Raw genomic sequence first — 12,387 nt, 5'->3', positions numbered from 1 at the left:
GATATTTTTTACGTCCGGAGACGCTGATATCAATCCTGCGAGTGCCCACACAGATTGTCTGATAAATTGTTAAAGAGCGGTGCAATCAGCGCCTTAAGCTGCTGTTGCGAGGTGGCGTATATTACGCTTTCCTCCTTCAGAGTCAAACACTTTTTTCAGCGTTTTTCTCCGGCGGGATGAATTTCTTCACTCCCTGCTGAGCCGTCTGCGTTGCTGCTTTGCCGTCTCAGTGGTGGCGCATTATAGGCAGGTTCTGAGGAAGCGCAAGGGCAATTTTCAAGTTTTTATTCGTTCGCTTGAAAATTGCACAAAACCGCCTAAATCAGCCCTTTTTAATGCGTCCAGGCAGCTCTGACAGGCTGTTAAGCACCCAATCTGCTGCATTTTCGCCTTCAGCGGTGACCGGCTTACCAGTACGCACCAACACTTTCGTGCCCACACCTGCTGCTGCTGCTGCCTGCATATCTTCTATTTTGTCACCTACCATATAAGAAGCAGTCATATCGATGTTCAGATGCTTCTGCGCAGAGAGCAGCATACCCGGCTGCGGCTTACGGCAATCACATACCTGGCGATACTCTTCTACTGTTGCATCTGGCAGATGAGGACAGAAATAGATGCCATCAAGATCGACATCACGATCCGCCAGCGACCAATCCATCCATTCGGTGAGCTGCATAAACTGGTCTTCGGTAAACATGCCGCGCGCAATACCGGACTGGTTGGTCACCAGTACCAGCGCGAAGCCCATCTTCTTTAGCACCTGTAACGCTTCAATGGTGCCATCGATGAATTCAAAATTATCGATTTCGTGAACATAACCATGATCGACATTCAGGGTGCCATCACGATCCAGGAAAATAGCGGGGACTTTATTCGACACGTAGAAACTCCTGCTGCAAATAATGCCGCACAGTATCGCATGATTGCATATATAGAGAGAATGGCAGATTGAATGACTTCGATTGATTTAGCCGTCTGGATGCCTTAACATCCATCCAAATTTCACGCAGCGCAATCGCGTGAAACCCGATACACCACGGACAACGTAACACGATAACTATTAAACTAATGATTAAACTCGAAAACATTACCAAAGTGTTCCAGCAAGGTTCACGCACCATTCAGGCGCTTTCCAACGTCAGCCTGCACGTGCCTGCTGGACAGATTTATGGCGTCATCGGTTCTTCCGGTGCCGGTAAAAGTACGCTGATCCGCTGCGTTAACTTGCTTGAGCGTCCAACATCAGGACGCGTTCTGGTTGATGGTCAGGATTTGACTGCCCTCTCCTCCTCAAAACTGACGCTGGCACGCCGTCAGATTGGCATGATTTTCCAGCACTTCAATCTAATGAACTCACGTACCGTAGCCGGTAACGTTGCGCTGCCGCTTGAATTGGGCAACCTGTCACGTGAGCAGATCAAAAACCGCGTAACTGAACTGCTGGAGTTAGTTGGACTGGCGGACAAGCACGACAGCTGGCCTGCGAATCTTTCCGGAGGACAAAAACAGCGTGTGGCGATTGCGCGTGCGCTGGCCACGAATCCAAAAGTTTTGCTGTGCGACGAAGCCACCAGCGCCCTCGACCCAGCAACCACGCGCTCCATCTTAGAGTTACTGAAAGACATCAACCGCCGTCTGGGGATCACTATTCTGCTGATCACTCATGAGATGGATGTGGTGAAACGCATCTGCGATCAGGTTGCTGTTATCAGTAATGGCGAACTGATTGAGAAAGACAGCGTCAGTGAAGTGTTCTCACATCCTAAAACGCCACTGGCTCAGCAATTCATTCAATCGACGCTGCATCTGGATATCCCAGACGATTACCAGCAACGTATGACACCGCAAGCCACAGCTGAAAGCGTCCCGCTGTTGCGTCTGGAGTTCACCGGCAAATCAGTAGATGCGCCGCTGCTGTCAGAAGCTGCTCGTCGCTTCAATGTGAATAACAACATCATCAGTGCCCAGATGGATTATGCCGGCGGCGTCAAGTTCGGCATCATGCTGGCCGAGATGGATGGCAGTGAAACAGACACACAGGCAGCGATTGCCTGGCTGAAAGAAAATCATGTGAAAGTAGAGGTACTGGGTTATGTCTGAAGCGATGCTGTGGTTACTGACGCGTGGCGTCTGGGAAACGCTGATGATGACCTTCGTCTCTGGTTTCTTTGGTTTTGTACTCGGCCTGCCCGTCGGCGTGCTGCTGTATGTCACTCGCCCAGGGCAAATTCTGGCCAATGGCACACTCTATCGCGTGCTCTCAGCGGTGGTGAATATCTTCCGTTCAATCCCCTTCATTATATTGCTGGTGTGGATGATTCCTTTCACGCGCATGATTGTCGGCACCTCCATTGGTTTGCAGGCTGCAATCGTGCCACTGACAGTCGGCGCCGCACCTTTCATTGCGCGTATGGTCGAGAATGCGCTGTTAGAGTTGCCAACCGGTTTAATCGAAGCCTCACGCGCGATGGGCGCGACTCCCCTGCAGATCGTACGTAAAGTGCTGCTGCCAGAAGCCCTGCCTGGTCTGGTGAATGCCGCTACAATTACTCTGATTACGCTGGTCGGCTATTCCGCCATGGGTGGCGCGGTCGGCGCAGGTGGCTTGGGTCAGATTGGCTATCAGTATGGTTACATTGGTTATAACGCCACTGTGATGAATACCGTGCTGATTTTGCTGGTTGTTCTGGTGTATCTCATTCAATTCTGTGGCGACCGCATTGTCCGTGCTGTGTCACATAAATAAGTAAACAACATCAATAGTCCTCTATCAAGGAAGGGATATGTCTTTCACATTTAAAAAGATTGCCGCTGTGGGTGCTCTGATTGGCGCAATTGCGCTGGCAGGATGCGATCAGAAAGCTAAAGACCCAAACCACATCAAAGTGGGTGTGATTGTCGGTGCTGAGCAGCAGGTTGCTGAAACCGCAGTGAAGGTCGCTAAAGAGAAATACGGTCTGGATGTTGAGCTGGTGACCTTTAACGATTACGTTCTGCCGAACGAAGCATTAAGCAAAGGCGATATCGATGTTAACGCCTTCCAGCATAAGCCTTATCTGGATCAGCAGATCAAAGACCGTGGCTATAAGCTTGTGCCAGTGGGTAACACCTTCGTTTATCCGATTGCTGGCTATTCAAAGAAAATCAAATCACTGGATGAACTGCAAAACGGTGCACAGGTTGCGATTCCTAACGATCCAACCAACCTCGGTCGTTCACTGCTGCTGCTGCAGAAAGTCGGCCTGATCAAACTGAAAGATGGCGTGGGCCTGCTGCCAACCTCTCTGGATATTGTTGAGAACCCTAAAAACCTGAAGATTGTTGAGCTGGAAGCGCCGCAGCTGCCACGTTCACTCGACGATCAGCAGATTGCACTGGCGGTGATCAACACCACTTACGCCAGCCAGATTGGTCTGACCCCAGCGAAAGATGGCATCTTTGTTGAAGACAAAGATTCTCCTTACGTGAACCTGATCGTTAGCCGTGAAGATAATAAAGATGCGGAAAACGTGAAGAAATTTGTTCAGGCATATCAGTCTGATGAAGTTTCTGAAGCCGCGAACAAAATCTTCAACGGTGGTGCAGTTAAAGGCTGGTAATTTTCGCCTTTGATGCCATCCAGGGCGGCTTCGGTCGCCCTTTCTTTTTGCTGACTTGTTATTTAATCCCGTCCTTGTTTCAATAACGCCACTTTTTACTACTGAGGATGTTGCCATGCGTTTTTTACCGCTCTGCTTGTTAGCATTGATGCTAACCGGGTGTGTCCGTGAATATCACCCAATAAGCAGTGCTCCCGCCCGCCCGCAACCATCATCCAGCGAACCAGAACGTAAGCCTGCTCCACGTCCTGCACCGGTAAAAATTTATACCGATGCCACCGATCTGGTCAGTAATCCGTTCCGCGATCTGGGCGAAGTCTCTGCCGATGATTGCCAAAGCAGCAGCCAGGATTCGCCACCGAATATCAATACCGCGCGTAAGCGTCTGCAGATTAAAGCAGCCGGGATGAAAGCGAACGCGATATTGCTGCATAAATGCGAAATCGTCACCAGCACGCCGGGCTGCTATCGCCAGGCGATTTGCCAGGGCTCAGCACTGAAAGTTTCCAATCAATGAGTGATTTTGCCTTTGCGCAAATCGGCGTCATTCGTTCGCCGTGGAAAGAAAAATTTGCCGTACCGCGCCAGCCTGGATTAGTTCAGGATGGCGGCGGCGAGTTGCATCTCCTGCCGCCTTATAATCAGCCAGAAGCGGTGCGCGGGCTTGAAGCCTTCAGCCATCTTTGGGTGCTGTTTGTTTTCCATCAGACCATGGAAGGCGGTTGGCGCCCAACCGTACGCCCTCCTCGCTTAGGTGGCAACGCACGCATGGGAGTCTTCGCCACCCGATCCACCTTTCGCCCTAACCCCATCGGCATGTCGCTGGTCGAATTGAAAGGCATTCGATGTGAAAAGCAGCAGGTGATTTTGCAACTTGGCAGCCTTGATTTGGTGGATGGCACACCGGTAGTGGATATCAAACCCTATCTGCCGTTTGCAGAAGCACTGCCGGATGCCCGAGCAGGTTTTGCCCAAAGCGCACCGGATGCCACTATGCCCGTACGTTTCTCTGCTTTGGCGCAGAGCCAAATCCAGCAGCAGAAAAACTATCCCCATTTGGCCCGTTTCATTGCGGAAGTCTTAGCGCAGGATCCCCGCCCCGCCTATCGTAAAGGTGAGGCCGAGGATCGTGAGTATGCCGCCTGGCTACTCGACTTTAACGTGCGCTGGCGTATTGATGAGATCGGCACAGAAGTGATCGCTCTCGATCCACGCTAAAACAAGCTTTTGAGTGAATGATCTCGCTGGTACACTAGCCGCCAGAAAAATTTTTGTCAGTGTCCTTCCGTACAACTGGAATCGTAATCAATGCGTACTACTCAATATCTGCTCTCTACTCTGAAAGAGACGCCATCCGATGCGGAAGTGATCAGCCACCAGCTGATGCTGCGCGCCGGTATGATCCGTAAACTGGCTTCTGGTCTTTATACCTGGCTGCCGACCGGTGTTCGCGTGCTGCGAAAAGTTGAAAACATCGTACGCGAAGAGATGAACAACGCGGGTGCGATTGAGATCTCCATGCCGGTGGTTCAGCCTGCCGATTTATGGGAAGAGAGCGGCCGTTGGGAGCAGTACGGCCCAGAACTGCTGCGCATTAAAGATCGCCACGAGCGTCCGTTCGTGTTGGGCCCAACCCATGAAGAAGTGGTCACCGATCTGATCCGTAATGAGCTGAGCTCGTACAAACAGCTGCCACTGAATCTGTATCAGATTCAAACCAAATTCCGCGATGAAGTGCGCCCACGTTTTGGTGTGATGCGTTCACGTGAATTCATCATGAAAGATGCTTACTCCTTCCACATCTCACAGGAATCCTTGCAGGAAACCTACGATGCGATGTATCGCGCTTATAGCCAGAGCTTTAGCCGTATGGGGCTGGATTTCCGTGCTGTACAAGCGGATACCGGTTCGATTGGTGGTAGCGGCTCTCACGAATTCCAGGTGCTGGCGCAGAGCGGTGAAGATGATGTGATCTTCTCCAGCGAATCCGATTACGCCGCTAACATCGAAAAAGCCGAAGCACTGGCGCCAGCAGGCGAACGTCCGGCAGCGACTCAGGCGATGACGCAGTTCGCGACGCCAAATGCCAAAACCATTGCAGAATTGGTTGAGCAACATCAGATCCCGGTAGAAAAAACCGTGAAAACGCTGATTGTGAAAGGTGCGGAAGAGAGCGGCCATGCGCTGGTTGCCTTGTTGGTTCGCGGCGATCATGAACTCAACGAAATCAAAGCCGAGCATCTGGATATCGTTGCCTCTCCGCTGGAGATGGGCAGTGAAGAAGCGATTCGCGCCGCCGTTGGCGCAGGTTTTGGTTCTATCGGCCCGGTTGGTCTAAGCATGCCTGTGATTGCTGACCGCACCGTTGCCAAGATGAGCGATTTCTCTGCAGGCGCCAACATTGATGGTCAGCACTTTGCCGGCATCAACTGGCTGCGCGATCTGCCAGAAGCGCGCGTAGAAGATATCCGTAACGTGGTTGAAGGCGATCCGAGCCCGGATGGCAAAGGCACGCTGCAAATCAAACGTGGTATTGAAGTCGGTCACATCTTCCAGCTGGGTACCAAGTACTCTGACGCAATGAAAGCGGCAGTACAGGGTGAAGAGGGTCGCAACCAGATCATGACCATGGGTTGCTACGGCATTGGTATCACCCGTGTTGTCGCCGCGGCCATTGAGCAGAACCATGACGAACGCGGCATCATCTGGCCAGCCGCGCTGGCTCCGTTCGAAGTGGCGATTTTGCCAATGAACATGCAGAAATCGTTCCGTGTGAAAGAGTTGGCTGAAGAGCTTTACAGCCAGCTGCGTGCCAAAGGCATTGATGTGATTCTGGATGACCGCAAAGAGCGCCCAGGCGTGATGTTCGCTGATATGGAACTGATTGGCGTGCCACATACTATCGTCATCGGTGACCGTAACCTCGATAACGAAGAGATCGAGTACAAGTCGCGTTCATCCAGCGAGAAGCAAATGATCAAACAGCACGATATTGTCGAATTCCTGGCAAAAGCGCTGAACAAGTAAGACTGAAACGCCTCCAGCTGGAGGCGTTTTTCATTGCACTTTTCCCCTCATCGCTTTCACATTACTGCGCCGTGATTTCCCCTCCAGCCGCCGCTCTTTAGATGCACGCGTGGGTCGTGTCGCCCGCCGGTTTTTTTCCACCGTGGTTAACTCACGAATCAGATTGATCAGCCGCTGCAGGGCCGCCTCGCGATTCATTTCCTGGCTGCGATACTCCTGAGATTTGATGATCACCACGCCTTCTGCCGTAATCAAATGGTGGCTCGCAGCCAATAGGCGTTCCTTGTAGAACGGTGGCAGCGAAGAGGCATGGATATCAAAACGCAGATGGATAGCAGTAGACGTTTTATTCACATGCTGCCCGCCCGCACCTTGTGCACGAATGGCACTGAGCTCGACCTCGTTGTCTGCAAGTGAAACTGAACGCGACAGCACGATCATCTGTCACCTGCCTTTAAGAACGATGTTGTGTCGCGGAATAACCTGTTCATCAACTTAACCTTTTGTGCGCCGCCTTCCTGCTTAAGGCCAGCGCTGTGTGTCACTTTTACACTTTTCTTTGCACAGATCGCGGCTTCCCCTGGCTGATTTCCATGAAAATCCTGTGATATAGTCGCTTATCAACCAGAGTATTTAAGCTCTGCTGAGGAGGTGTATGTGCAAAAGTATTGTGAGTTAGTTCGCCAGAAGTATGCCGAAATCGGCAGTGGCGACCTGGGGTATGTGCCAGACGCGATAGGTTGCGCGCTAAACGCACTCAACGATATTGCCGCTAATTCTGCGCTAAACTCTTCTGTCAGGGAACAAGCAGCTTATGCTGCTGCTAACTTATTGGTGAGCGACTATGTTGACGAATGAAGCCTACAAACCCATCAACTGCGATGACTACGATAGCCTCGAGCTCGCCTGCACCAAACACTGGACGCTGTCTTTGGAGTTAAAAAACGGCGATCAGCTTAAGGCGAAAGCCGTTGACATGGTCTCACGTAAAAACGTGGAGTACCTGACGGTCGATCTCTCCGGTGAAACCCGCGAACTGCGTCTTGACCATATCGCCAGCTTCAGTCATCCCGAGCTGGGCACCGTCATCGTTAGCGAAGACGAATAACTACCACATTCGGGCGGGAATGCTATCCCGCCCCCCTCGCTTACGGCTTCAGCGAACTGTAATACGCCGATAAATCTTCCATATCCTGATCGCTCAATCCTGCCACAAACGCTTTCATCACTTCTGCCTGACCACCGCTACGCTCCCCTTTTTTATATGCCTGCAAGGAGTGCAGCAGGTAAGGCGCATGTTGCCCGGCAAGATTGGGATAAAGCGGCACAGCACTTTTCCCTTCCGCACCATGACACGCCAGGCAGGTTGCTGCTTTTTGCGCGCCTGCATTCACATCGCCGTCGGCAAAAGCCGGCAACGCTGCGGCCAGCAATGCTGCCGCCATCCAGTGTTTCATCATTGCTCTCCATCTTATTGTTGTTGTAACCAGATCGCTTGCCAGCCTTGCTCATGACTGGCCGCACCTTCGTGGGTGACAAAGATTCCCGGTGCACAGATCAGCGTCTGGTTGTAGTAAATCAAGGGGATACGCTCCCGCTGCCAGGGTGGCACACCTAATTCCTGCCATAATTTTTTTATCTCGCGGCCTCCGGCGCGGCCCAGCAGATGATAATAGCCGCTGGCCTGAAAACGAACGTTGATCGATTCGTCCTCCGTGGGATGACGCAAGGTGGCGATCGCCGGGTTTGCCTGTAATACGCCTAAATTCTCGGGCAGCCGCAGCAGTTGTTCACGATCATGCCAGGTTAGCGAGTGCTGACTCAGCGACGCATGCGCGTTAAGCCAATACAGCCGCTGTCGATAACGGCGGAGTGTAAAGGCAGCAAAACTCAGGCTGGGATTGGCATCTTCACGGCTACACATCACTTCATCGGTGATACGTTTTAAGGCATCACGTGAAGGCATCGCGCCGCCCTGCTGTGCAATCCAGCGACGCAAAAGCGCATGGCGCCGCGCTTCGCTCATCGTCAGCAATGGCGGAAAATGCAGTGTGCCCTGTTCATCAGTGAGCTGGTCCAACTGTTCTGCCAGCAGTTCATCCAGCAATTGCTCCTGCTCACCACACAGCGCGGCACTGCGGGCGCTGGCGGCGCTAAAATGTGGCCAGCGCGTCTGCAGCAACGGCAGAATGTCCTGACGAAGAAAATTACGGTCATAGCGGCTGTCGGCGTTACTTTCATCCTCAATCCAGCGTAAGCGGTGTTCCGCCGCATAGGCTTCGAGTTGCTGGCGACTGAGATCCAGCAACGGGCGCAGGTGCAAATGTTTTCCCACCTGGCGCCGGATGGGCATCGCCGCCAATCCTGCTGGACCACTGCCTCGTTTTAACGCTAACAATAGCGTTTCACACTGATCATCAAGGTGCTGAGCCGTAAGTAAGTGCTCACCGGGTTGCAGCTGTTGAAACAGCGCCTGATAGCGTGCTTCCCGGGCCGCCGCCTCAATGCCCTTTACACGACTATCCACCTGAACGCGCAACACTTCGCAAGGAATCTGCCACTGCTGACAGATTTGCAGACAATGCGTCGCCCAGCTGTCGGCATTCGGGCTTAGCCCGTGATGGACGTGTAACGCGCGCACGCGCAGATGCGGCTGCAGGCGTTGCCAGCTCACCAGTTGATGCAGCAAGACGGTGGAATCCAGCCCGCCACTGAACGCCAGCACACAGCGGGCGTCGGGTGTCAGCAGCGAGGCAAGATGAGAAAAGGACATAGCGTAATCCGTCAACGCGAACCGCCTGATTGCGGCCCGCAGCGGTGGCTAGTTTACGCTTGATACAGCTCCAGCGGCAAACCGTCTGGATCCGGAAAGAAAGTACAGGCTTTGCCGGTTAGCGCATCAATGCGAATCGGTTCACATACCACGCCTTTCTCTGCCAAAGCGGCAATCGACTGTTCAACATCATCAACACAAAACGCCAGATGACGCAGACCGCAGGCTTCCGGCCCACTGACGCGCGGCGGCGGCGAGGGGAACGAGAACAGTTCGATGGTATAAACCCCGTTCAGTCCCAGATCCCCTTTCCACGAATCACGCTCGGCGCGGTAATACTCACCCAGCAAATCAAAACCTAACACGTCACAGTAAAACGCCTTACTGCGCTGATAATCGGTGGCAATAATGGCAATGTGGTGGATCTGTTTTATCTGCAGCATAGCGGCTCCTAAAGAATCAGCCGCTAAGCCTACGTGCTCGGTAGCGCGCTGAAAAGAGGCAATTGTCCGAAGTTAACGGCTGTTTTCCTCACGGAGCACGCGCACCAGATAGCGCCCATCGTCGGTGAGCGTTGCACCATGGATATCGGTTTCAAATCCAGGATAGTGCCGTCCAATCGTGCAGAGCATCAGCAGAAAATCGAGCACCGCGCGACTCTCCTCCGTGATCATCTCGCCTGGCATCACCAACGGCACGCCCGGCGGATAAGGCAGAATCATGTTGGCAGAGACCCGGCCCACTAACTCACGGATATCGACGGTTTCGACTTGCCCCTGCACCTGGCGCTGGAAGGCCTGATGCGGCGTCATTTTTGACTCAGGTAAAACGTCGAAAGCCTTAAGCATCAGGCGTGGCAGATCGTGTTGTCGAATCAGATTATGAATGCCCTGCGCCAATGTCTGGATACGCATATTGCGATAGAAGTCGGGGTCTTCCGCGTAGAGATCCGGCAGCATGTTTTTCACACGCAGATTAAGATCGTAGGCGCGTTTGAATTCAGTCAGACCACGCAGCACGCTCATGGCTTTGGTTTTATCGATGCCGATACTGAACAGGAACAGCAAATTGTACGGCCCGGTCTTCTCTACCACCACGCCGCGCTGATCGAGGAACTTCGCCACCAGCGCCGCAGGAATGCCTTCATCCGCCATTTTCCCCAATTCACTCATTCCGGGCGTCAGGATGGTGACTTTGATCGGATCGAGGTACATGTGATCACGATCGGCATGGGTGAATCCATGCCAGTCCTCTTCGCCTGGCTGGATCGGCCAGCACTCAGCTTCATCGATCTGCTCAGGCTGCCAGATGTCGAAGAACCAGCCATCGCACTCTTCACGCAGTCGCTGAATCTCACGACGGAAGTGCAAAGCGCGCTCAACTGAGCGATTGATCAATCGCTTTCCCGGATTACCGCGCAGCATCGCCGCCGCCGTTTCAATCGATGAGACAATCGCGTAACTCGGCGATGTGGTGGTGTGCATCATGTAGGCTTCATTAAAGGTGTCGTGGTCGTAATCACCTTTGATGTGAATCAGCGAGGCCTGCGAAAACGCCGCCAGCAGTTTGTGCGTCGACTGCGTTTCATAAATCACTTTGCCGGGAATACGCTCCCCGCTCATACCACTTTTGCCGCTGTAGATGGGATGAAAGTTGGTATACGGCACCCAAGCCGAATCGAAATGAATCGACGGCACATCCAGCGTCTCTTTGATGTACTGGGTGTTATACAACAGGCCATCGTAAGTGGAATTGGTGATGACGGCATGCACCGGCCAACTGGCGCGTGGTGTCTGATTAACTTTCTGCTGAATGCTGTCGCGTGTGAATTCCCGCTGCGGGATCCCCCCTAAAATGCCCAGCGCATTACGCGTCGGCTTGAGCCAAATCGGGATGATGTCGCTCATCATCAGCAGATGGGTGAGTGATTTGTGGCAGTTACGGTCAATCAGCACCGTACTTCCTGCGGGTGCAGCGTACATCCCAACAATTTTGTTCGAGGTTGAGGTGCCATTGGTCACCATATAGCTCTGTTCAGCGCCAAAAGTACGCGCCACATACTCTTCTGCTTCGAGGTGCGGGCCGGTGTGATCGAGCAGAGACCCCAGTTCGGTGACGGAGATGGAGACATCCGCCTTGAGCGTGTTCGCCCCGAAGAAGTCATAGAACAGGCTGCCCACCGGGCTTTTCTGGAAGGCGGTGCCGCCCATGTGGCCCGGCGTACAGAAGGTGTATTTGCCCTCTTTCACATAGGTGAACAGCGCCTTGGTGAGCGGCGGCATGATTTTATCGATGTACTCATCGGTGTACTGCCGAATGTGCAATGCGATGTCGTCAGCGGCATTGAGCGCGTACTCAAAGAATTGCAGCGCCATGCGCATTTCGTTAATGCTGACATCCATCTGCGAATGAGTGTTGATAAAGGCATACAGCGGCAGATATTCGTTGAGCTGGTTGATGTCGCTGCACAGCGCCAGACTGTAATCGTCCCAGTCAAAAACCACGCCGCAGATACGCGGGTTGTGTTCTATCAGTTTCAGCAGGTCGCTGGCATTGTTGGGATAGACGGTCTGGAACCCTTGCAGCTTGAGGGCTGCGTCCAGTTCACGAATCGGTTCATCTTTGTAGAACGCGCCGTGCGGTCCCATGATCGCGATAATATTCAATGCTCACCTCCTGTGGTGTTATGGCACTGAATAAGGATAGCGAAAAGTGAGAGGTGAATGTTCTGGAATGCGGTGTTGTTGTTTAGGGGGGATTGCTGTCAATTGGGTGCGAGGGCCAGAAAAGGCCAGCCCGATCGCAAAGGAACAACGCATCCATGCAGATCGGCCGGGCCGTCCATGGCCCGGACGCTTTGCTCTTCGGGCTGGCCTTCTCTGGCCGGTTAGAGCTTCATGGCTGCCCAATTCATAGCCGTCTGAACGATCTCGCTCGGTAATCAGCGGGCATAAAAAAAGCGGACCGGAGTCCGCTTCTCTACAT

General features: G+C 53.0%; 14 protein-coding genes. 8 read left to right on the top strand and 6 right to left on the bottom strand.

Annotated elements, in window-relative coordinates:
* Positions 1 to 322: 322 nt before the first annotated feature.
* Positions 323 to 883 (bottom strand): D-glycero-beta-D-manno-heptose 1,7-bisphosphate 7-phosphatase, encoded by a 561-nt coding sequence (gene gmhB, locus F3J37_RS15185; RefSeq protein WP_097118398.1) that lies wholly within the window; start codon positions 881 to 883, stop codon positions 323 to 325.
* Between the two features lie 188 nt (positions 884 to 1,071).
* Between gmhB and metN the strand changes: the two genes are divergently transcribed.
* From metN to proS, 6 genes are all read left to right on the top strand, one after another.
* Positions 1,072 to 2,103, top strand: coding sequence for a methionine ABC transporter ATP-binding protein MetN (metN, locus tag F3J37_RS15180; RefSeq protein ID WP_166934138.1), 1,032 nt, complete (start codon positions 1,072 to 1,074; stop codon positions 2,101 to 2,103).
* Complete coding sequence (locus F3J37_RS15175; protein ID WP_034829428.1) at positions 2,096 to 2,749, top strand: methionine ABC transporter permease MetI; 654 nt, start codon at positions 2,096 to 2,098, stop codon at positions 2,747 to 2,749. Before metN ends, F3J37_RS15175 begins: the two co-directional genes overlap by 8 nt.
* A 37-nt stretch (positions 2,750 to 2,786) precedes the next feature.
* On the top strand, positions 2,787 to 3,602 hold the full coding sequence (locus tag F3J37_RS15170; protein WP_034829430.1) for a MetQ/NlpA family lipoprotein: 816 nt from the start codon (positions 2,787 to 2,789) through the stop codon (positions 3,600 to 3,602).
* A gap of 115 nt (positions 3,603 to 3,717) precedes the next feature.
* Positions 3,718 to 4,119, top strand: coding sequence for an envelope stress sensor lipoprotein RcsF (gene rcsF / locus F3J37_RS15165; protein WP_058962053.1), 402 nt, complete (start codon positions 3,718 to 3,720; stop codon positions 4,117 to 4,119).
* Positions 4,116 to 4,820, top strand: coding sequence for a tRNA (N6-threonylcarbamoyladenosine(37)-N6)-methyltransferase TrmO (gene tsaA, locus F3J37_RS15160; protein WP_166934136.1), 705 nt, complete (start codon positions 4,116 to 4,118; stop codon positions 4,818 to 4,820). Before rcsF ends, tsaA begins: the two co-directional genes overlap by 4 nt.
* 90 nt (positions 4,821 to 4,910) lie before the next feature.
* Complete coding sequence (gene proS / locus F3J37_RS15155; RefSeq protein ID WP_166934134.1) at positions 4,911 to 6,629, top strand: proline--tRNA ligase; 1,719 nt, start codon at positions 4,911 to 4,913, stop codon at positions 6,627 to 6,629.
* 30 nt (positions 6,630 to 6,659) lie between these two features.
* On the opposite strand, the gene arfB is transcribed toward proS, so the two are convergent.
* Positions 6,660 to 7,070 (bottom strand): alternative ribosome rescue aminoacyl-tRNA hydrolase ArfB, encoded by a 411-nt coding sequence (gene arfB / locus F3J37_RS15150; protein ID WP_166934132.1) that lies wholly within the window; start codon positions 7,068 to 7,070, stop codon positions 6,660 to 6,662.
* 216 nt (positions 7,071 to 7,286) lie between these two features.
* On the opposite strand from arfB, the gene F3J37_RS15145 reads away from it, so the two are divergent.
* Positions 7,287 to 7,487, top strand: coding sequence for a YaeP family protein (locus F3J37_RS15145; protein WP_013507964.1), 201 nt, complete (start codon positions 7,287 to 7,289; stop codon positions 7,485 to 7,487).
* Entirely contained in the window at positions 7,474 to 7,737 is a 264-nt protein-coding gene (gene rof / locus F3J37_RS15140) for a Rho-binding antiterminator (protein WP_038648888.1), read from the top strand. The genes F3J37_RS15145 and rof overlap by 14 nt, the downstream gene beginning before the upstream one ends.
* Before the next feature lie 40 nt (positions 7,738 to 7,777).
* On the opposite strand, the gene F3J37_RS15135 is transcribed toward rof, so the two are convergent.
* The 4 genes from F3J37_RS15135 to F3J37_RS15120 form a co-directional block, all read right to left on the bottom strand.
* The gene (locus F3J37_RS15135; RefSeq protein ID WP_034829444.1) at positions 7,778 to 8,086 is read right to left on the bottom strand and encodes a c-type cytochrome; all 309 of its coding nucleotides are present in this window, start codon (positions 8,084 to 8,086) and stop codon (positions 7,778 to 7,780) included.
* 14 nt (positions 8,087 to 8,100) lie between these two features.
* Positions 8,101 to 9,402 (bottom strand): tRNA lysidine(34) synthetase TilS, encoded by a 1,302-nt coding sequence (tilS, locus tag F3J37_RS15130; RefSeq protein WP_166934130.1) that lies wholly within the window; start codon positions 9,400 to 9,402, stop codon positions 8,101 to 8,103.
* Positions 9,403 to 9,455: 53 nt separating this feature from the next.
* Positions 9,456 to 9,845, bottom strand: a complete 390-nt coding sequence (locus tag F3J37_RS15125; protein WP_166934128.1) for a VOC family protein — start codon at positions 9,843 to 9,845, stop codon at positions 9,456 to 9,458.
* A 72-nt stretch (positions 9,846 to 9,917) separates the two neighbouring features.
* A complete protein-coding gene (locus F3J37_RS15120; protein ID WP_097118392.1) occupies positions 9,918 to 12,068 on the bottom strand; it encodes a lysine decarboxylase LdcC in 2,151 nt (716 codons plus the stop codon).
* Positions 12,069 to 12,387 lie beyond the last annotated feature (319 nt).

The sequence above is a fragment of the Candidatus Pantoea communis genome, assembly GCF_011752685.1.
GTDB classification, from domain to species: Bacteria; Pseudomonadota; Gammaproteobacteria; order Enterobacterales; family Enterobacteriaceae; genus Pantoea; species Pantoea communis.
This window is presented reverse-complemented; position numbering and strand designations above follow the sequence as displayed.